Source organism: Nocardia sp. NPDC049737 (assembly GCF_040674755.1).
Classification (GTDB): Bacteria; Actinomycetota; Actinomycetes; order Mycobacteriales; family Mycobacteriaceae; genus Nocardia.
The window spans coordinates 23,011-42,894 of sequence record NZ_JBFANH010000009.1 but is presented as its reverse complement, the minus strand read 5'-3'; the positions used below and the strand labels follow the sequence as shown (position 1 = coordinate 42,894).

The 19,884-nt window shown below is 66.6% G+C and carries 17 protein-coding genes; 6 read left to right on the top strand and 11 right to left on the bottom strand.

Features of this window, described 5'->3' with window-relative positions:
• Window positions 1-310 precede the first annotated feature (310 nt).
• Window positions 311-1,201 (top strand): tyrosine-protein phosphatase, encoded by an 891-nt coding sequence (locus tag AB0J47_RS14360; protein WP_364345302.1) that lies wholly within the window; start codon window positions 311-313, stop codon window positions 1,199-1,201.
• A gap of 316 nt (window positions 1,202-1,517) precedes the next feature.
• Here the strand turns inward: AB0J47_RS14360 and AB0J47_RS14355 are convergent, their stop codons facing one another.
• Both AB0J47_RS14355 and AB0J47_RS14350 read right to left on the bottom strand, forming a co-directional pair.
• Window positions 1,518-2,069, bottom strand: coding sequence for a hypothetical protein (locus AB0J47_RS14355; protein ID WP_364345300.1), 552 nt, complete (start codon window positions 2,067-2,069; stop codon window positions 1,518-1,520).
• A gap of 44 nt (window positions 2,070-2,113) precedes the next feature.
• Entirely contained in the window at window positions 2,114-4,321 is a 2,208-nt protein-coding gene (locus AB0J47_RS14350; RefSeq protein ID WP_364345298.1) for an elongation factor G-like protein EF-G2, read from the bottom strand.
• Between the two features lie 713 nt (window positions 4,322-5,034).
• On the opposite strand from AB0J47_RS14350, the gene AB0J47_RS14345 reads away from it, so the two are divergent.
• Entirely contained in the window at window positions 5,035-5,469 is a 435-nt protein-coding gene (locus AB0J47_RS14345) for an ester cyclase (RefSeq protein ID WP_364345296.1), read from the top strand.
• Between the two features lie 87 nt (window positions 5,470-5,556).
• On the opposite strand, the gene lipA is transcribed toward AB0J47_RS14345, so the two are convergent.
• From lipA to sucB, 5 genes are all read right to left on the bottom strand, one after another.
• On the bottom strand, window positions 5,557-6,573 hold the full coding sequence (lipA, locus tag AB0J47_RS14340; RefSeq protein ID WP_364345294.1) for a lipoyl synthase: 1,017 nt from the start codon (window positions 6,571-6,573) through the stop codon (window positions 5,557-5,559).
• Between the two features lie 76 nt (window positions 6,574-6,649).
• Entirely contained in the window at window positions 6,650-7,384 is a 735-nt protein-coding gene (gene lipB, locus AB0J47_RS14335) for a lipoyl(octanoyl) transferase LipB (RefSeq protein WP_364345292.1), read from the bottom strand.
• Window positions 7,385-7,504: 120 nt separating this feature from the next.
• Window positions 7,505-8,038, bottom strand: coding sequence for an N-acetyltransferase family protein (locus tag AB0J47_RS14330; protein ID WP_364345290.1), 534 nt, complete (start codon window positions 8,036-8,038; stop codon window positions 7,505-7,507).
• A 108-nt stretch (window positions 8,039-8,146) separates the two neighbouring features.
• Window positions 8,147-9,052, bottom strand: a complete 906-nt coding sequence (locus tag AB0J47_RS14325; RefSeq protein ID WP_364345288.1) for a TIGR01777 family oxidoreductase — start codon at window positions 9,050-9,052, stop codon at window positions 8,147-8,149.
• Between the two features lie 23 nt (window positions 9,053-9,075).
• Entirely contained in the window at window positions 9,076-10,860 is a 1,785-nt protein-coding gene (gene sucB, locus AB0J47_RS14320) for a 2-oxoglutarate dehydrogenase, E2 component, dihydrolipoamide succinyltransferase (RefSeq protein WP_364345286.1), read from the bottom strand.
• Window positions 10,861-11,119: 259 nt separating this feature from the next.
• Between sucB and AB0J47_RS14315 the strand changes: the two genes are divergently transcribed.
• On the top strand, window positions 11,120-11,482 hold the full coding sequence (locus tag AB0J47_RS14315) for an oxidoreductase (protein ID WP_364345284.1): 363 nt from the start codon (window positions 11,120-11,122) through the stop codon (window positions 11,480-11,482).
• 185 nt (window positions 11,483-11,667) lie between these two features.
• Here AB0J47_RS14315 and AB0J47_RS14310 read toward each other — a convergent pair whose 3' ends face one another.
• Window positions 11,668-13,209, bottom strand: a complete 1,542-nt coding sequence (locus tag AB0J47_RS14310) for a leucyl aminopeptidase (protein ID WP_364345282.1) — start codon at window positions 13,207-13,209, stop codon at window positions 11,668-11,670.
• 245 nt (window positions 13,210-13,454) lie between these two features.
• Between AB0J47_RS14310 and AB0J47_RS14305 the strand changes: the two genes are divergently transcribed.
• The 3 genes from AB0J47_RS14305 to AB0J47_RS14295 all read left to right on the top strand — a co-directional run bounded on the left by AB0J47_RS14305 (window position 13,455) and on the right by AB0J47_RS14295 (window position 16,439).
• Window positions 13,455-14,066, top strand: a complete 612-nt coding sequence (locus tag AB0J47_RS14305; RefSeq protein WP_364345280.1) for a GNAT family N-acetyltransferase — start codon at window positions 13,455-13,457, stop codon at window positions 14,064-14,066.
• Window positions 14,067-14,134: 68 nt separating this feature from the next.
• Window positions 14,135-15,235, top strand: coding sequence for a glycine cleavage system aminomethyltransferase GcvT (gene gcvT / locus AB0J47_RS14300; protein ID WP_364345278.1), 1,101 nt, complete (start codon window positions 14,135-14,137; stop codon window positions 15,233-15,235).
• A 103-nt stretch (window positions 15,236-15,338) separates the two neighbouring features.
• Complete coding sequence (locus AB0J47_RS14295) at window positions 15,339-16,439, top strand: branched-chain amino acid aminotransferase (RefSeq protein WP_364345276.1); 1,101 nt, start codon at window positions 15,339-15,341, stop codon at window positions 16,437-16,439.
• Between the two features lie 45 nt (window positions 16,440-16,484).
• Here the strand turns inward: AB0J47_RS14295 and AB0J47_RS14290 are convergent, their stop codons facing one another.
• The 3 genes from AB0J47_RS14290 to cobT form a co-directional block, all read right to left on the bottom strand.
• Window positions 16,485-17,198, bottom strand: a complete 714-nt coding sequence (locus tag AB0J47_RS14290; RefSeq protein WP_364345274.1) for an MBL fold metallo-hydrolase — start codon at window positions 17,196-17,198, stop codon at window positions 16,485-16,487.
• A 340-nt stretch (window positions 17,199-17,538) separates the two neighbouring features.
• Window positions 17,539-18,288: an adenosylcobinamide-GDP ribazoletransferase gene (locus AB0J47_RS14285; RefSeq protein WP_364345272.1), complete on the bottom strand. Its 750-nt coding sequence runs from the start codon at window positions 18,286-18,288 to the stop codon at window positions 17,539-17,541.
• 290 nt (window positions 18,289-18,578) lie between these two features.
• Entirely contained in the window at window positions 18,579-19,727 is a 1,149-nt protein-coding gene (gene cobT / locus AB0J47_RS14280) for a nicotinate-nucleotide--dimethylbenzimidazole phosphoribosyltransferase (protein WP_364345270.1), read from the bottom strand.
• Window positions 19,728-19,884 lie beyond the last annotated feature (157 nt).

Below are 19,884 nucleotides of genomic sequence, written 5' to 3'. Positions count from 1 at the left end.
GATTCCCGCAGGAGAGCGACGGACGGCTCGCGAGTAGTTCGATCGAGCGCGGAGGAGGCGGCGTCGGGTCACCTCTTGCCGTAGCCGGTGGTCGAAGCTGTATACCGCGCGCGCACTTTCGAGTAGGCATATACTGCTTCGGCACTGCCGCAACCGATCTCGGGTTTCGCTGGCGACTGCGCGCTTCGGCACCCAATGACCAGTCTGAATCCCATTGAGCGGCACGGGGATACCGGTGAGTGGGGTAATGGCGGTGGGATCGGTGCGAAGTGGCGCACGAGGTGCGGGTGGGGTTCTACTGTCCCGCGCCATGAGGATTTCAATTGTTTCACTTATAGGTGCTGCCGCAGCGACTTTGGCTCTGACTGCGACGGGGCTCCAGCCTTCGGCGATGGCCGAGCCGAGTGTTACCGCTGTCGGCGGGAAGATCGATTTGCAGGGGGCGGTCAATGTTCGGGATATCGGAGGGTATCGGACTTATGACGGGGCGAAGGTCAAGGCGGGGAAGGTTATTCGGGCGGATTCGTTGGAGAAGTTGACGGACTCCGATGTGCAGAAGCTCGGAACCCTGAATCTCAGAGCGGTTATTGATTTGCGGACACCTGCGGAGGTGCAGTTCGCGGGGGCTGACAAGGTGCCTGCGGGGGTGCAGCAGGTGGCGCGGCCGATCGATGACACCGGGTTGTTCCAGCAGATGCTGGCGGCCATTCAGTCTCGGGATCCGCAGAAGCAAGAGGAACTGCTCGGGAACGGGAAGGCCGAGGAGATTATGGCCAATGTGTATCGGAGCTTCTTCACCGATGATTCGCGAGCCAAGTTCGGGCAGACGATTCGAGATTTGGCGGCGACCGATCGGGCGTCGCTCTATCATTGCACGTCGGGTAAGGATCGCACTGGATGGCTGACATATGTGGTGTTGCGGGCGGTCGGAGTGCCGGAACCTACTGCGCGGCAGGATTATCTGCTGTCGAATCAATATCGCGCCGCGGCGGATGCCAAGTTGCGTGAGCAGGTGAAGCAGGCAGGGCTGATGCAGAATCCCGATCTGCTGATTCCGTTGCAAGAGGTTGGTGATCAGTACTTGGATACGGCGATCGCTGCGATGGAGCAGGCCTATGGCGATTTCGGGAAGTTCCTGACCCAGGGCTTGGGTCTCGACGGCGGCACCCTCGTACAACTTCGGAAGAACCTGGTGAGCTAGCGAGAACGGTTCGGGCCCACTCCTTCCGGTGGAGTGGGCCCGATCCCATTCAGCTCAGCCTGGCGTCCGCGGCCGAACCCGCGAGCTGCCGCACAAACTTTCACGATCGCGCACACCGTATGGAGCCGGTTGCCGAATACGCCCAGCACGCGATCGTGACGTCACAGCGGGGGACCAAATCACCTACCGGCGAGCATGATCACCTGGCAGTAGTCCGTCCGGGCAGTTGATTTGTGGCACGGCCGAAATCGGCCCCGTCCGGCAACAGTCTCTATAGTCTGCGCGAACTCCGCATACCTTGTGCGACAGCAGTAGTTCAGATCGGAAGGACCATCTCGACCAGGTCCCATAGTGAAACGCCTCCCGTGCCGAAAGCCGTCACCAAGGCGTAGGCGATGAGTGCGTCCTCCAGATTCGGCTGCCGAACGGCTATCTTGTGGTCGCGTGAGGTGAAGGGCAGTGCCCAAACGACATTGATCTGGTGCGTTCCGGTCAGCATGAATTCGGCGAGAACATGATCGTCCTGACCCTTCTGCCCCAGCATCAATGTGCTGGAGTGCAGATTCGTCGGCATCAGCCGCAAAATCTTGCCGTCGACCTCGGCGAGGGCTCTATAGGTCCACCGGTAGTAGAAATGCCCACGGCCGACGGTCAACCTGATGGGGCGATCATTGATCGATGCCCGCAGCCGCTTGACATTTCGCGTACCGATGGGAACACGCTGACGTGTGCGCGGACCGACGCGCTCGATGGTCACCACGGTGGCATCGTCGAATACCGGTGCGGTGACCACTCTTTCGTCGGCCCGCGTGATTACGATCTTGCCGAAATGCTCGGTGTCGACGACGAAACGCTCTGGACTGCTCACCCGGCTCCTTCGACGCTAGCGAAACATCCTGTGGCGCTGGGGTATCAGCCCGACTTCTTGGCGTGCTCGCGGACCGTGCCCGCCAATGCGTTCGGCATCGGCTCGTGCCGGATATACGAGCGTGTGAAATCACCCGCGCCATGTGAGATCGAGCGTAGATCTATTGCGTAGCGGGTGAGTTGGAGTTCGGGGACCTCGGCGTGGATGCGGGTGCGGCCGGTGCCGTGCGGTTCGGTACCGAGGACGCGTCCGCGCCGTCCGGACAGATCGGTGAGTACCGGACCGACGTAATCGTCGGTGACCACCACCCATACGTCGGCGATCGGTTCGAGCAGGGCGATACCCGCGGCGGCAGCGGCCTCGCGCAATGCGAGCGCACCCGCGGTCTGGAATGCGGCATCGGAGGAGTCGACCGAATGCGCTTTGCCGTCGAAGAGTGTCACGCGCAGATCGACCAGCGGGTACCCGGCCGCCACCCCGCGCGCGGCCTGGGCGCGCACACCCTTCTCCACCGACGGAATGAACTGTCGCGGTACGACTCCGCCCACCACCCGGTCGACGAATTCGATACCAGATCCGCCGGGCAGCGGTTCCACCTCGATCTCGCAGACCGCGTACTGTCCGTGCCCGCCCGACTGTTTGACGTGTCGGCCCTTACCGGTCGCTTTGCCCGCGAACGTTTCTCGCAGTGCGACCTTGTGGTCGATCACGTCGACCTGCACACCGAACCTGCTGCGCAACCGCTCCAGCGCGACATCGCGGTGCGCTTCACCCAGACACCACAGCACGATCTGATGGGTATCGGGATTCTGTTCCAGCCGGATCGCGGGATCTTCGGCCGCCAGCCGGGTCAGGCCGCTGGAGAGCTTGTCCTCATCCGCCTTGCTGCGTGCCTGAATGGCAATGGGCAGTAGGGGATCGGGCATCTGCCATGGTTCGATCAACAGCGGGGTGGCGGTGCCGGAGAGGGTGTCGCCGGTTTCTGCGTGGCTGAGTTTGGTGACATAGGCGATATCACCGGCGATGGCCTGGCCGAGTGGACGCTGCTGTTTGCCGAACGGTGCGGTGATGGCGCCGATGCGCTCGTCGACATCGTGGCTTTCGTGGCCGCGGTCCTCCAGGCCGTGACCGCAGACATGCACGGTGTCGTCGGGTCGCAGGGTGCCGGAGAAGACGCGGACCAGCGAGACGCGCCCGACATACGGATCCGAGGCCGTGCGGATCACCTCGGCCGCCAACGCGCCGTCGGGATCGCAGTGCAACGGGGTCGGCGCCGCTCCGTCGGAGGTGGTGACCGCCGAGACCGCATGTTCCGATGGTGTGGGAAATCCGCCGGTGATCAGCTCTAACAGTTCTATGGTGCCGAGGCCCTGTTTGGCCCCCTCGGGAGCGGGTGCGCCGAACAGCACGGGATGGAAACTGCCCCGGGCGACCGCGCGTTCGAGGTCCTCGACAAGTGCCGCCAGCTCGATCTCCTCGCCGGCGAGATAGCGCTCCATCAACGTCTCGTCTTCGCTCTCGGCGATGATGCCCTCGATCAGCCGGTTGCGCGCCTCCTCGAGCTGCGGCAGCTGATCGTCGGACGGTTCGCACTGGACTTCCTCCCCGGAGGAGTAGTCCGCGATGCAGTGCGGAAGCAGTTCGACCAAACCGGTCACCGGCCGATGACCGTCCGGATTCTTCGGCCCGTACACCGGAAGATGCAGCGGCAGAATGTTTTCCGAGGACCCACCGCCGAGCACCAGCCGACAGGTCTCGGTCATCTCGTCGAATTCGGCGCGCGCGGTATCGAGGTGGGTGATCACGATGGCCCGCGGCATCCCGACCGCCGCGCACTCCTCCCACAGCGCACGGGTCGCGCCGCTGACGGCCTCGGCGCCCTCAGCCGCGGAAATGACGAACAGGGCGGCATCCGCCGCACGCAGACCCGCGCGCAGCTCACCGACGAAATCGGCGTATCCGGGGGTATCCAGCAGATTGATCTTGATCCCGTGCCACACCATCGGCACCACCGACAGCTGCACCGACCGGTGCTGACGATGTTCGATCTCGTCATAATCCGATAGCGACGTCCCGTCCTCCACCCGGCCCGCGCGATTCACCGCGCCTGCCGTGAGCGCCAACGCCTCCACCAACGTGGTCTTACCCGACCCGCTGTGCCCGACCAGCACCACATTCCGGATGTCTTCCGGCCGCTGCGCCGTCACAGCCTTACCGTTGGTCCCTGCGGACGCACTCGCTTTCTCGACCATGTGTCTCGCTTTCTCGGTCGACACCTACGGTCCTTCGAGCTTCCCACCAGCGGTCGCCTCGCGTGCCCGGATCGGAAGATCCGATGTGTTCAGGTGCGCGTGGGGTGGTGTGCATGTGGGGTTCAGGTCGGGTTACCCGGATCCGGGTGTCAAGGGCGGGCGGTTGTCTGCGTTTCGGGCCACAAGGTCGCATCGACGCCTTCCGGCTGTCTGCTGGAACTGCCGACACTCAGAACTTCTGCTACGACATAAGTGAACGTAGGTTAACTAAATATTAGCCAAATCGGCTCGTTTGCTCGAGTCGTGCGCCGAACCGCGCCTACGTCACCACGGTGTCCCCGTCCGAGGCGTCCTCGCGGTCGACCCCAACCCAACATGTTGAACAATCAATGCACAGGTAGATGCCGTGCGAGCCTGGCACAGGCTCGGAGTAGTCTCCGTTGTCCCCTTACCGCGTGCACGAAAGAGGCGCACAATGGTTGCGATACACCGGCTTCAGGGTTTGTGATCGGCGGGTAGCTGGATGTCCGCCGAGAACATTCGGACGGGCATCCGTCGTGATGACAGCGTCCATATATTGGGGGCGGCGCCTGGGTCCGCTGTTGGCATCGCGGCCGCGCTGCACACCACGCTCGATGCCGGGCACCGCGAATGCTGCCTGCAGCGACTATGGCCGCCCCGCCAGTTCGGCCCAGCAAGCGATAGGAAGCGTCATGTCAGAGCAGAACAAGGCCACCGCCAAGCGTGTCCTCGACGCATGGAACATGCGAGACCTCAGCGTATTCGACGAGGTGATTGCGGCTGACTGCATCAACCACGATCCACAGAACCCGTTCGCCGAGGTTCATGGCCCCGACGGTTTCAAAAGGCTCGTGCAGATGTATCTCGCCGCATTCTCGGATCAACGGTTCTTGGTCAACGAACAGATCGCCGAGGGCGATTTCGTCACTACCCGGTGGACGGCTACAGGCACCAACGACGGCGAGATGATGGGCATGTCCCCGACAGGCAAATCAGCGGTCGTTCAGGGAATCACAATCTATCGTTTCCAGGACGGCAAGATCGTCGAGAGCTGGTCATGTTGGGACACGCTCGGCATGATGCAGCAACTCGGTGTCATCCAGGCGGCGCACCCCGCGACAACCTGACTCGTCGCAGAGAAGCCGAGATCATTTGGGCCACTGGCGATCGAACCCAGCAGCTTCAGCCGCCTGGTCCGATCGCCGCAGCGGCACTCAGCTGCCGAAGCGTGCCAGGACGGAGCTGGCCTCCTGGGAGGCGGTGCCCTCCTCGGCGAGATGGGCCATGGCGGGGGCGATTTCGCGCCCGTGGTGGGCCATTGCCTGGGCGTACAACCGGCCCGCGCGGTAGGAGGAGCGGACCAGCGGTCCGGCCATGACACCGGCGAAGCCGATTTCCTCGGCCATGCGGGAGTGCTCGACGAACTCCTCTGGCTTGACCCAGCGGTCGACCGGGTGGTGGCGCGGGGAGGGGCGCAGGTACTGGGTGATGGTGAGGATGTCGCAGCCGGCCTCGTGCAGGTCGCGCATGGCCTGGGTGACTTCCTCTGGGGTTTCGCCCATGCCGAGGATCAGGTTCGACTTGGTGACCAGGCCATCTTCGCGGGCCGCGGTCAGTACGGCGAGGGAGCGCTCGTAGCGGAATGCCGGGCGGATCCGCTTGAAGATACGCGGCACCGTCTCCAGGTTGTGCGCGAGCACCTCGGGGCGGGTGGAGAAGACCTCGGCCAACTGCTCGGGGACCGCGTTGAAGTCCGGGATGAGCAGTTCGACGCCGGTGTTCGGATTCAAAGCCTTGATGGCCCGGACGGTTTCGGCGTAGAGCCAGGCGCCGCCGTCGTCGAGGTCGTCGCGCGCGACACCGGTGATGGTGGAGTAGCGCAGACCCATCGCCTGGACGCTTTCGGCGACCCGGCGCGGCTCGTCGCGATCGAGTGCGGCGGGTTTGCCGGTGTCGATCTGGCAGAAATCGCAGCGGCGGGTGCACTGTTCGCCGCCGATCAGGAAGGTGGCCTCACGGTCTTCCCAGCATTCGAAGATGTTGGGACAGCCCGCCTCCTCGCACACCGTATGCAGGCCTTCGCGTTTCACCAGGCCCTTGAGTTCGGTGTACTCGGGGCCCATCTTGGCTCGGGTCCGAATCCATTGAGGCTTGCGCTCGATCGGGGTCTCCGCGTTGCGCGCCTCGATGCGTAGCAGTTTGCGTCCTGCCGGTGCTGAAGCTGAGGTCACTCGATCGACCTTACGCCTGCCGTGCGCCGCCGTCGGATGCAGTCCATCACTGTGCCGGAACGCGACAGCAGCCGACTCATTCGGCTTTCGCAGGCTCGACGGCCGGTGCGGCGCGGGCGATGTCGCGCGCGGTCACCGGCAGTACGCCATTGAGCGCGCGAGTGATCGCATCGGCGACGAGCGGCTTGACTTCGGCCACCGTGACCTCGCGACCGAGTTCGCGCGACAGCGTGGTGACACCGGCGTCGCGAATGCCGCACGGGACGATCGCCTGGAAGCCGTCGAGTGCGGAATTGCAGTTGAGCGAGATGCCGTGCAGCGCGACGCCCTGCTGTACCCGCACGCCGATCTGGGCGACCTTGCGCTCGGAGTACAGCTCGGTCGCGGCCAGCCAGACACCGGAACGGCCCTCGACCCGGCCGCAGTCCAGACCGAGCCCGGTGCAGACGGTGATCAGCGCTTCTTCGAGCCTGCGCACGTAATGCACGACATCCACCGGCTCCGCCAGTCGCACAATCGGATAGCCGACCAGCTGGCCCGGCCCGTGCCAGGTGATCTTGCCGCCGCGATCGACCTGCACCACCGGGCTACCGTCGATCGGCAGATCCTCGGCCTCGGTGCGGCGACCGGCGGTGTAGACCGACGGGTGCTCCAGCAGGAGCAAATGGTCGGAGCCCTCCCCGGCGGCCCGCTGCGCGGCGATCGACCGCTGCATATCCCAGGCGCTGTGGTAATCGATGAGTCCGAGATCCTCGACCACGATCGGGGTCGTATCGAATCGGGCGGACCAGGTGGTGCGCGTGTCGTTCACGCCCTTGACGGTACGCCGAGCGCGGCCATCCAATAAACCAACCTGGTGTGGGCGATGCCACAGGGTTGCCAGGTTTGGCATCGGGCGCAGGCACTGGGGCTGCGGCCACCGCCGACCGGCCTAGTCGCCCTCGACGGGCAGTGTCAACTGCATCAGGGTCAGGTCCATCCAGCGACCGAACTTCCGGCCGACTTCCGGCAGTTCTCCGACGGTGCGGAAATCGAACCGCTCGTGCAGCGCGATCGAACCGGTATTGCCGGATTCGATGGCGGCGACCATTGCGTGCACGGTGCCCGCCCGGCGGGCACGCCCGATCAGCTCGGTGAGCAGGGCGCCGGCGATACCGCGACGGTGGAAACGGTCGGCTACATAGACCGAATTCTCCACAGTGAAGCGGTAACCCGATCGGGTCCGCCAGGGGCCGTAGCTGGCGTAACCGGCGACCTCGCCGCCGATATCGGCGACCAGAATGGGCAGTCCGGCGGCGGTGCGCCCGCGGAACCAGGCGCGTCGATCGTCGAGATCGACCTGCTCGTGATCCCAGATGGCGGTGGAGGTGGCGATATTCGCGTTGTGGATGACCAGGATCTCGGGCAGATCTCCCTCGTGCGCGTCGCGGATGACGGTGGCACCTCGGGCGTCTAGCTCGGTCATCGATCTACTCCATTGGGGCGCTTGGTAATTGGCTCCGGCGCCTGGATCGTTGTGCTGCCGGTGAATGTCGGCGCGCGGTCTATACCGTGTCGGTCTCGGTGTCCGTCGTCATCGTTCATCATCACGGCCCAAGGCCGCCGCCAGCGCCGCGCCGATCGTCTGGTGCTGGAACGGGTAACCCGCCGCCTCCAGCGCCGTCGGAATCACACGCGGCCCGTTCAGGATCGCCTCTTCGGCGAATTCGCCGATCAGCGCGCGTAATGCGAACGCGGGCACCACGAATGGGGTCGGCCGATGCAGGACGCGGCCGAGTGCCCGATTGAATTCGGCATTGGTGACCGGTGCCGGACCGACCGAATTGATCGGCCCGGCAATGCTGTCGTGGGTGAGCGCGAAGATGATCGCACCGATCTCGTCGGCCATCGAGATCCACGGCGTGTACTGACGTCCGTTGCCGAGTCGGCCGCCGAGCCCGAGCGAGTACAACGGCTGCAGCATGCCGAGCATGCCGCCGTGATGAGACAGCACCACCGCGCTGCGCAACAGCACCGTGCGCACACCGGCATCGACGGCGGGTTTGGTCGCGGCCTCCCAATCTTGGCAGAGGGTCGCGAGGAAACCCGTTCCCGCGGGAGCGGTTTCGTCGACCACCCTACTGCCGGTGGCGCCGCCGTAGTAGTGCACGCCGCTGGCATTCACGAGCACCGGCACACCAGCGACGGCGACCGCATTGGCCAGCACATCGGTCGGGGTCAGCCGACTGTCGCGCAGCTCCTGTTTGTAGCTGCCGTTCCAGCGCCGCCGTCCGAGGCTTGCTCCGCAGAGGTTGACCACCGCATCGGCGCCGCGTAGGGCCCGCTCGTCCAGATCGGCGCGAGCGGGATCCCAGCGGTACTCGTCCGGCGCGTTGGGGGAGCGGCGTACCAATCGGGCGACTTCGTGCCCGTCGCGGCGCAATGCCGCGACGAGCGCCGTCCCGATCAGCCCGGACGAACCGGCGATCACCACCTTCATACGCGACAGACGATCCTTTCCGACTACAGACCGAGGTCCGCCTCGAACGCCGCTTCCTCGAGCCGGTGCCGGATGGTGGTCAGGAAGCGACCGGCGTCGGCGCCGTCGATGAGGCGGTGATCGTAGGTGAGCGGCAGGTAGCACATGGACCGAACGCCGATGGACTCGTTGCCGGTCTCATCGGTGACCACCACCGGGCGCTTGACGATCGCACCCGTGCCGAGCATGCCTGCCTGCGGCGGAACCAGGATCGGGGTGTCGAACAGCGCGCCCTGGCTGCCGATATTGGTGATGGTGAAGGTGCCACCGGCCAGCTCGTCCGGCTTGAGGCCGCCGGTGCGGGCCCGGTTGGCGATATCGGCGATGGCACGGGCCAGTCCGGCCAGCGACAGGTCGCTGGCGTTGTGGATCACCGGGGACAGCAGACCCTGCTCGGTGTCGACGGCGATGCCGAGGTGCACCGAGGCATGGTAGGTGATCTCCTTCGTGGACTCGTCGTAGCTGGCGTTCACATTCGGGTGCACGCCGAGCGCCTCGACGACCGCCTTGGCGAAGAACGGCAGGAACGTCAGGTTGACGCCCTCGCGGTCCTTGAACGCGGCCTTGGCCTGGCTGCGCAGTGCCGCGATCTTGGTGACATCCGCCTCGTGCACCTGGGTCAGCTGCGCGGTGGTCTGCAGCGATTCCCGGGTCTTGGTGGCGGTGATCTGGCGGATGCGGCTCGCCTTCTGCACGGTGCCGCGCAGATGCGCCAGCTGTGACGGGACCGCCGCCGCGGCGGGCGCTTTCGCGGCCGGTGCGGCGGCTGCGGGGGCGGCGGCCGGAGCCGGCGCCTTCTTGGCCTCGACGGCGGCGAGCACATCCTGCTTGCGGATGCGTCCGCCGACACCGGAGCCGGTGACGGTGGCGAGATTTACGCCGTTCTCCTCGGCCAGCTTGCGGACCAGCGGGGTGACGTAGGGGGTCGCCCCGTTGCCAGAGGTGTCCTGGGTCGGCGCCGGAGCCGTGGCGGCCGGAGCCGGAGCAGGCTTGGGAGCTGGCGCAGGGGCCGGAGCTGGTGCAGGGGCGGCAGCTGGTGCAGGGGCCGCAGCGGCGGGCGCGGGTGCCGGGGCCGGAGCGGGGGCCGGAGCGGGCGCCGGAGCTGCCGGGGCCGGTGCGGGGGCGGCGGGTGCCGGTGCGGCGGCCGCGGGGGCGCCGCTGCCGATCACGCCGAGCTGTCCACCGACGGCGACGACATCGTCTTCCTGCGCGGAGATCTCCAGCAGGGTGCCGGCGACGGGCGAGGGGATCTCGGTGTCGACCTTATCGGTGGAGACCTCGAGTAGCGGCTCGTCGACGGCGACCTGGTCACCGACCTGCTTGAGCCAGCGGGTGACGGTGCCCTCGGTGACCGACTCACCGAGTTCCGGCATCTTGACCGGGGTGCCCGACGCGGCGGCCGGGGCTGCGGCGGGAGCCGCGGGTGCAGGGGCCGCAGCGGCGGCCGCGGGGGCCGGTTCCGGCTCCGGCGCGGGGGCGGGTGCAGGCGCGGCTTCAGGTGCGGGTGCGGCGGCGGGCGCGGGCGCTTCGCCGGCTTCGCTGATCACACCGAGCTCACCGCCGACCTCGACGACGTCATCCTCGGCGGCGACGATCTTCGACAACACACCCGCCGCCGGCGACGGGATCTCGGTGTCGACCTTATCGGTGGAGACCTCGAGCAGTGGCTCGTCGACCTCGACCGTGTCTCCTTCCTGCTTCAGCCACCTGGTCACCGTTCCCTCGGTGACGCTCTCACCAAGAGCCGGCATCTGGACGGAGAAGGCCATGTCCGTTGACTCCTCTGACTGCTCGACGGGTTCTACAACAGTTGATCTCACTGCGAACACCCACCGCGGGTCGCGATGGGTGTCCGAAAGCCACCGATCATTGTGCGTGGCACCGGAGATCTGTGTGGTTCTTGTACCGCGATCCATCCTTGCACTCGTCTGCGAGACGTGTAGCACAGGGCAGCGAACTGCACGGGGCTGGCAAGATGGAATGACCGGTGCCGAGCACTCGGTCACAGGTGGAAGGAGGTCGGCGTCGTTGGGTTTGCTGGATCGTTTCCGAGGCGGCGCGGCCCGGGGTGGCAGCGTTTTACGTGGGGGTTCGGGTAGTGGCGAGGATGCCCGCTATCTCGCCGAGTGGGTGCGCACCCACACCGGGGTCGAAGGGTACGTGGAGCCCAAGACAACCGTGACGGATGTCACTGTCGTGCTTATTGCCGCCGATGGTGAATGGACCCGCCGCATCGTCGGCGAGCGTGGGGCGCGACGGCTTGCCGGTGATTTGCGGATTCCGGTTTACGACGTTCGCAAGACCGGTTATCCGCAACGGATGCGCGACTATGACGCCCGCAGGCGGGTAGAGCGCCAGCGAGCGTTCGAACGCGAATTGCGCGACCCGTAGCACTGTTCGTTTCGTTCAATATGTTCGCGGCGCTTGCCCGTCAGCCGAGGTGGGTAGCTGTCGACGGTAGTGAGAGGCGGTTCGAACGCCCTCGCAAACCACCATTTCACTACCGTCGATCCCGCCGCGACCGGTGCGGCGCCCGAACGGCTTCGGGCGCCGCGCATGCCGTTGCGATGGGCGGCTTACTCAGCGGTGGGTGCGTCCTCGGCGGCGATGTCCTCGATCACCGAGACCAGCGTGCGGACCGGAACCCCGGTGCCGCCCTTGCCGATGTAGCCGAAAGGGCCGCCGGTGTTATAGGCGGGGCCCGCAACGTCCAGATGCGCCCACTGCACGCCTTCCGGGACGAACTCCTGGAGGAAGATCGCCGCGGAGAGCATGCCGCCCCAACGGTGCGGTGCGACGTTCGCGAGGTCGGCGACCTTGGAGTTCAGGTCGGCCCGTAGTTCGGTGGGAAGCGGCATGGCCCAACCGTTTTCGCCCGCGAGGCGGGACAAGCGGGCGACGCGGTCGCGGAAATCGTCGGTGCCCATGACGCCGGGGGTACGGGTGCCGAGCGCGACCATCTGGGCGCCGGTCAGGGTGGCGACGTCGATGAGGTAGTCCGGCTCGTCCTCGCCCGCGCGCACGATGGCGTCGGCCAGGATGAGGCGGCCCTCGGCATCGGTGTTCAGCACCTCGACGGTCTTGCCGCCGTACTGGGTGAGCACGTCGCCGGGGCGCTGCGCGGTGGCCGACGGCATATTCTCCGCCATCGGGACGGTCGCGATCACCGTGACCGGCAGCTCCAGCTTGGCCGCGGCGACGGTCGTGGCGATGACCGCCGCGGCGCCCGCCATATCCGAGGTCATATTCTCCATATTCGCGGCGGGCTTGATGGAGATGCCGCCGGTGTCGAAAGTGATGCCCTTGCCGATCAACGCGATCTTCTTATCGCCGCCGCGATAGGTCAGGCGGACCAGCCGGGGCTGACGCGAGGAACCCTTGCCGACGCCGAGCACACCGCCGTAGCCGCCGTCCGCGAGCGCCTGTTCGTCGAGCACCTCCACCTGGAGACCGGCGGCCTCGCCGAGGGCCTTTGCACGGGTGGCGAATTCGGCCGGGTACAGGTGGCTGGGCGGGGTGTTGACGAAATCGCGTGCGGTGGCGATCGATTCGGCGACCACCCAGTCGTGCGCGAAACCCTTGCCATAGGACGCACTGGGGTCGCCGACCAGGAGTTCGACCCTGCGCACCGGCTGATCATCCGGCTTGCCGTTGGCGTTCTCGGATTTGAACGCGGTGAACGTGTAGGCGCCTAGGAAGAACCCTTCGGCGGTCGGGCCGATGCCGCCCTCCAGACCCGACAGTGTCGTCACGGCCCGGCCGACACCGGTCAGCGAGCGGGCGGCCACACCGGCCGAGCGGCGGATCTGCTCGGCATCGATCTTATCCGCGGCGCCGAGTCCGACGGCGAGCACACTCTTCGCACCGAGACCGACAGGCGCCGGAATCCTGGTCAGTTCCTCGGCCTTGCCCTTTGCGCCGACTGCGCGCAGCTGTTCCTGAAGCGCGGCGCGCACCTCGGCGGCGAGGATGGTGTCGACGAAGTCGTCCTCCAAGGTGGCGATTGTCGGGCCGTCGTCGCCGGACACCAATCCGATCACCAGTACGTCGGTGTCGGGGCCGATGGTGTCGACCAGGTCCAGTTCCGGTCCGAGCGAACGATCTGCAACAGCGGTCATGGGCACAGGTTACTGGGCAGACGTGCCGCTATCCCGTCGAGGAGCAGTTCGAGGCCGGTATCGAGCAGGGCGGCGAAGTCTAGTTCGGGACCGGGCGACGTGGCTGAGTTCGGCCTGTCGGTCCGCCGATGTCGTTGGTGCGGGTGCACTTTCGGTCAGCACGAATTCGGTCATCGCTAGCAACCCCGGTATGTCCGACCTACATTGGCCAATGAACACATCGTTCGCGGCGAGAGGATTGCGCTATGGGTACCGGTTCGACCGTTCGGCAGGCGACCGCGGCGGATCGCGATCCGCTCATCGCCGCATTCGCCGCGGCCGCCCTTGATGAGGCGGTGACCGTGTGGATATTGCATGGCCACCCCGCCGACCGGTTCCTCGCGGGCTGGGTGCCCGATCTCATCGACAAGGCGCTGTGCGAGGACGAGATCTGGATTGCCGAGGCCGACGGCAGCATCCGAGCCGTATCGCTGTGGCAGACCGTCACTTCCGTCGACCGCCACGCGGCCGAGGCCGCCGAACTCCGGGCCGCCGCCGATGCTGCCCCCGAGGTCTCGGCGCTGCGCCGTGCGGCCTATGTCACCAGCCTGCTCGCCAGGGAACATCCACGCGAATTCCCGCACCGCTACCTCCAGGTGATCGTCACCGTTCCGGAGCATCGCGGAAAGGGCGCGGGCGGCGCCATCCTGACCGACCGGCTGAAGGCCGCATCCGATGCGAGTATTCCGGCATTCCTGGAAGCCAGTACGCAACGATCGGCCCGGCTCTACACGCGCAAGGGATTCGTGCGCGAAGGGCACACCCACACCCTCCCGGAGGACGGCCCGACGCTGATTCCCATGTGGTTCCGCGGCTGATCGAGATCGCCGCGCCAGCAGGTCGAGTACGAGCCCAGGGGCGGACAACGCCGGGATAAGCTCCCCAGGTGACCGATACCAATCCGCTGCAAGGGCCGATCCATGACGTCCACGTCGAACTCGGGGCGAAGTTCGCGCCGTTCGGCGGGTGGCAGATGCCGGTGTCGTATGCGGGGACGATCGGCGAGCATCAGGCGGTGCGCACGACGGTCGGCCTGTTCGATGTGAGCCATCTCGGCAAGGCAACGGTGCGCGGCGCCGGTGCGGCCGAGTTCGTGAACTCGGCCCTCACCAACGATCTCGGTCGGATCCGACCGGGCAAGGCGCAGTACACGCTGTGCTGTGCGCCCGACGGTGGTGTGATCGACGATCTGATCGCCTATTACGTCGGCGATGACGAGATCTTCCTGGTGCCCAACGCCGCCAACACCGCGGCGGTCGTCGCCGAACTGCAGAAGGTCGCGCCGGAGGGCATCACGGTGACCGATGAGCACCGCGAGTACGGGGTGTTCGCGGTGCAGGGACCGCGCTCGACCGAGGTGCTCACCGCGCTCGGGCTGCCGACCGATATGGAGTACATGGCCTACGCCGACGCCGATTGGGATGGCCGCCGGATTCGGGTCTGTCGCACCGGATACACCGGTGAACACGGCTACGAGCTGCTGCCGCGGTGGGCCGATGCCGAGCCGCTGTTCCGCGCACTCGTCGAGCAGGTCCGCGCGCACGATGGGCAGCCCGCCGGGCTCGGTGCCCGCGACACGTTGCGCACCGAGATGGGTTATCCGCTACACGGACATGAACTGTCGCTGGAGATTTCGCCCGTGCAGGCGCGCTGCGGATGGGCGATCGGCTGGAAGAAGTCCGAGTTCTGGGGCAAAGACGCACTGCAGCAGGAGAAGTCGGCCGGTCCGCGTCGAATCCTATTGGGGCTGAAGGCGCTTGATCGCGGTGTGCTGCGTCAGGGACAGGCCGTGCTGCGTGCCGGCGAGCCCGTCGGCGAAACCACTTCCGGCACCTTCTCGCCGACGCTGCAGATCGGTATCGCCCTCGCCATGCTCGATACCGAAGCGGCTATCGAACCCGGCACGGAGGTCGATGTCGATGTTCGTGGGCGACGGTTGCGCTGCGAGGTCGTACGCCCGCCGTTCGTCGACACGAAGACCAAATAGTCGGCGTCTGTCTTGTACTGCGGAGGTCGGCGGGTGACGCGGGTACATTCGCGCGCGCCGACACTCGCACCGCGGCGAAACCGCGACCGATAGGATCTGCCTCATGACCGTTGCTGCACAGTTCACCCATGTTCCGCATCCCGCGCCCACCCCGGCGCAGCGGGTACAGGAGATTCTGGCGGCACCGGGATTCGGACGCTTCTTCACCGACCACATGGTCTCCATCGACTACATCGAGGGTGAAGGTTGGGGCAATGCCCGGGTCGAGCCGTACGCTCCGTTGGCGATGGACCCGGCGACGATGGTGTTCCACTACGGCCAGGCCATCTTCGAGGGTCTGAAGGCCTACCGGCAGAACGACGGCAGCGTCTCCTGCTTCCGCATCGACGCGAATGCGGCGCGCTTCCGCAAGTCCGCGCGCCGGATGGCGATGGCGGAACTGCCCGAGGAACTATTCATCGAATCCGTGCGGCAACTGCTCGAGGTCGATAGCGGCTGGGTGCCAGCGGCCGGTGGTGAGGAGTCGCTGTACCTGCGGCCGTTCATGTTCGCCACCGAGGCCGGGCTGGGTGTGAAGCCCGCCGCCGCCTACAAATACCTGCTGCTGGGATCGCCTGCGGGCGCGTACTTCCCGCGCGGTGTGAAGCCGGTGCGGGTCTGGCTGTCGACCGAATACGTGCGAGCCGCACCGGGCGGCACCGGTGAGGCGAAGGTCGCCGGTAACTACGCGGCCTCGCTGCTAGCCCAGGCGCAGGCCTCGGAGAAGGGCTGCGATCAGGTCGTCTGGCTCGATGCCTGTGAGCGTCGCTATGTCGAAGAGATGGGTACCAACAATCTGTTCTTCGTCTTCGGGTCCGGTTCCGAGGCGCGGCTGGTCACCCCGGAACTGTCCGGCTCGCTATTGCCCGGCATCACCCGCGATTCGCTGCTCACCCTCGCCGCCGACTCGGGCTATGTGGTTGAGGAGCGCAAGGTTTCGGTGGAGGAGTGGCGCAAGGGCGCCGAATCCGGCGAGATCACCGAGGTGTTCGCCTGCGGTACTGCCGCCGTGATCACACCTGTCGGCTGGGTTCGCTCCGCCGATGGTGAGTTCGCCGTCGGCGGTGGCGAACCGGGCGAGGTCACCATGGCGCTGCGCGATACTCTCACCGGGATCCAGCGCGGCACCTTCGCCGATATCCACGGGTGGATGCGCGGTATGTGACTGCGGCACTCTCACGAAATACCGCAGCCGTGTGCCGGTCGCGGGTCAGCTGGGCATGAATGTGCGCCATTCCTCCAGGGTTTGCGGGCGCATGACGTAGTTGGCGTCCTTGACCGTGGAGAGCGCGGCGGAGGGGTCCTGGGAGTACCAGTGACCGGGGTAGACGACCGGGTCGCCGGATAGGTCCGCTAGGTAACGCAGGCTGCGGAACATTGCCTCGGAGTCACCGCCCGGGAAGTCGGTGCGGCCGCAGCCGTCGATGAACAGGGTGTCGCCCGCGATGAGGCGATTGTCGAACAGGAAGCACTGGCTGCCGGGCGTGTGGCCGGGGGTGTGCAGCAGTTCGATATCGAAGGCGCCGACACTGACCTTGTCACAGTGCTGGTGTCCGGTGAGTTCGCTCGGCGCGATGCCGGTGACATTGGCGACCCAGGACAGTTCCTCGGCATTGACGTGCACCGGAACGCTCGTCTTCTCCAGCAGCTCCCGCACTCCGCGCAGGGTGAATCCCAGCATGGTGCCGCCGACATGGTCCGGGTGGTGATGGGTGGCGAGCACCCCGGTCAGCCGCAGTCCGTCGGCCTCGGCGATATCTACCAGATCCGCCGCCGCATACGCCGGATCCACCACCACGCACTCGCTGGTCTCCCGATCGCCGATCAGATACGCGAAATTTCGCATCTGTGTCGCGATCGGATCACCCACGGCAAAATCTCGACCGGACAGCAGTTGACGAAAATACAGACGCTCGGAAGGCATACCGTCCACTGTATTGCCTGACCCAGACAATTCGCGCACCGTGCCAGCTATCTCATCGCGGGCAATGTGTCCGGTGCGAGTGCGGGCGTGCGCGTGTACGTGGTCACGGGACTGACGAAGCCGCCGTGTTGGCAGGCGCCGGCCCGATGCGAGTGAATACCGCCGCTGCCCTGTCCAGCTGACGGGCGAAGTGGGTCTGAGCCTGCATTTTCCGCGTAGTCCACGCGAGAACGCACGCTCAGGCCCGATCCGCTATCCCGGCGTGGGGGCCGATGTTGGTCATGAAACCTGAAATATCAAGGGCGGCATGGCAACGCGTTGCTGGCGACGCTGTTGTGAGTCAGGTGCCCAGGGTTAGTCCGGCGGCGGTGATGGCGACGGATATCTCGAGTGTTGCGCCGAGGATGTCACCGGAGAGTCCGCCGAAGCGGTGAGTGCAGTGTCGGGCCCATAGAGCTGAAATGCCCAGGGCGACAAGGACAACGGCGGGGCCGAGCCAGCGGTGGTTCGGGACGGCGAGTATGCCCGCGGCAACGGCGAGGGCGGACCAGAGCGCGACGGTGATCAGGTGCTGGGTCCCGGCGACTAATGCGCCGAAGCCGGTGCCGGGCGCGGCAGCGATGCCACGCCGACATGCGAGGACCACGACCACTCGGCCGACTGCCACCGCGAGCAGCACCGCGAACCAACGCTCGGCCTGGGCCAGTGCGGCGAACGAAAGCGCTTGGATCCCAACGACGAACACAATTGCCGCCACCCCGAACGGCCCCGTGTCACCACGCTTCAATATCTCCCTGGCCCGCTCGGGCGACCCATAGGACCCCAACCCGTCCAGCGTGTCGGCCAACCCATCCAGGTGCATCCCCCGAGTGATGAGCGCCAACCCGGCAACCACCACCAGCCCCGCGACCGCAGCACTCACCCCACCCCACACCAACACCCACAGCACCCCGACCCCGGCGGCCCCGAGTCCCACCCCCACCAACGGCGCCAACGCAATCGCCCGCCCCGCCGCGCTCCGATCGACACTCTCCGGCCCCCGCACCGGCAGCACCGTCAGCCACGACACCGCAAGCCGCACAGCGTTCATATTTGCCGACCTGTAATCGCTCGACCATCGCCATCGTCCGATCCACGCAGCGAAACCGCCGTCGCGCGCGCCCTACGCCGTGCATCGTTCATGCTGAGCGTTCCGTCGGCTCGGAGTGCCCGGCCCGCCTGTCGCCGGAGGCGTGTGTTGCCGCTGGTGGTTGGGGTCGCCCTGCGAGTCGGGACCGTCGGCTGCCGATGGCGGTTGTCGCGGAGCTTCGGACCGAGAGCGCGGTGCGCTTGCCCGAAGCGCAACGCTCGCTCGTTGCGGAAGGCGCGTGCGGTCACCGTCTATTTCCGCAAGTCCGGTTGCGCGGTCGCTTCAGCGGCGATGCTGGTCTCGGCTTCGGCTTCGGCTTCGGCTTCGGCTTCGGCTTCGGCTTCGGCTTCGGCGACCGAATCGGCTGTGCTCACACCGGCTTCCACGAAGGTGGCCATTTCGGCGAGGGTGGCCACGGCGGCGCGGAGGACGGGGAGGGCGGTCAGGGCGCCGGATCCTTCGCCGAGGCGCATGTCCAGGTCGAGGAGGGGCTCGAGGCGGAGGTGGCGCAGGGCGAGGGTGTGCGCGGGTTCGGTGGAGCGGTGGCCCGCGAGCCACCAGGCGCTGGCACCCGCGGCCAGATCCTCGGCGACCAGGGCGGCCGCCGTGACGACCACGCCGTCGAGGATGACCGGAGTCCGTCGGGTCGCGGCCTGGGCGAGGAAGCCCGCCAGGGCGGCGAAGTCGGCGCCTGCGGCTACGCGCAGTAATTCGACCGGGTCCTTGGCGACCGGGCGGGCGCGGCGCATGGCATCGCGGATCGCGGCGACCTTGCGGATCCAGCCCGCATCGTCCACGCCGGTACCCCGGCCGACAGCGGCGATGGGTTCGGTATCGGTAAGGGTCGCGATGAGGACGGTGGCCGGTGTCGTATTGCCGATGCCCATATCGCCCGCGATGAGCAGGTCGGCGCCCGCATCAATCTCTTCGTCGGCGATCGCCTTGCCCGCGGCGAGCGCGGCATGGATCTCGTCCTCACTGAGCGCGTCTTCGCGATCGATCGCCCCGCTCGAGCGCCGCACTTTGTGCTTGGCGACCTGCGGATCGGTATCGGCATCGACGGAAATATCGACGACCCGCACGGTCGCACCCGCTACTCCGGCCAGCGTATTCACCGCCGCGCCGCCGCCGAGGAAATTGGCGACCATCTGCGCGGTCACCTCACTCGGATATGCCGAAACACCGTGGCGCGCAATGCCGTGATCTCCGGCGAACACCACCACCCGCGCCCGCTCGAACTGCTTCGGTGGGCACACGCCCTGACATGCCGACACCCAATTCCCAAGCGTCTCGAGCCGCCCGAGCGCCCCTCCGGGTTTGGTCAGCTGCGCCTGCCGCTGCTCCGCTGTCGCCCGAGCCCCCGCATCGGGTGGCACAACCGGTCCGAATCCGTCTGTCACTATCGAGCCTTTCCGGGTCGGGGCAGTTCATTCCTACACCGCGCAGTCCATATCCGGCCCAATCTTGCCGCCACCACCACCCATCCGCACCACCCACCCCGCACCCGATGCCTCCTCCCGCGCGCTCGCGGCCCACCCGGCCGTCCGCGCGGCGCAT

Bases quoted from the DNA above. Each gene is read 5' to 3' on its own strand.
- AB0J47_RS14360 (WP_364345302.1), top strand. From the start codon at position 311: ATGAGGATTTCAATTGTTTCACTTATAGGTGCTGCCGCAGCGACTTTG.
- AB0J47_RS14350 (WP_364345298.1), bottom strand. From the start codon at position 4,321: ATGGTCGAGAAAGCGAGTGCGTCCGCAGGGACCAACGGTAAGGCTGTG.
- AB0J47_RS14345 (WP_364345296.1), top strand. From the start codon at position 5,035: ATGTCAGAGCAGAACAAGGCCACCGCCAAGCGTGTCCTCGACGCATGG.
- AB0J47_RS14330 (WP_364345290.1), bottom strand. From the start codon at position 8,038: ATGACCGAGCTAGACGCCCGAGGTGCCACCGTCATCCGCGACGCGCAC.
- AB0J47_RS14325 (WP_364345288.1), bottom strand. From the start codon at position 9,052: ATGAAGGTGGTGATCGCCGGTTCGTCCGGGCTGATCGGGACGGCGCTC.
- sucB (WP_364345286.1), bottom strand. From the start codon at position 10,860: ATGGCCTTCTCCGTCCAGATGCCGGCTCTTGGTGAGAGCGTCACCGAG.
- AB0J47_RS14310 (WP_364345282.1), bottom strand. From the start codon at position 13,209: ATGACCGCTGTTGCAGATCGTTCGCTCGGACCGGAACTGGACCTGGTC.
- AB0J47_RS14305 (WP_364345280.1), top strand. From the start codon at position 13,455: ATGGGTACCGGTTCGACCGTTCGGCAGGCGACCGCGGCGGATCGCGAT.
- AB0J47_RS14295 (WP_364345276.1), top strand. From the start codon at position 15,339: ATGACCGTTGCTGCACAGTTCACCCATGTTCCGCATCCCGCGCCCACC.
- AB0J47_RS14290 (WP_364345274.1), bottom strand. From the start codon at position 17,198: ATGCCTTCCGAGCGTCTGTATTTTCGTCAACTGCTGTCCGGTCGAGAT.
- AB0J47_RS14285 (WP_364345272.1), bottom strand. From the start codon at position 18,288: ATGAACGCTGTGCGGCTTGCGGTGTCGTGGCTGACGGTGCTGCCGGTG.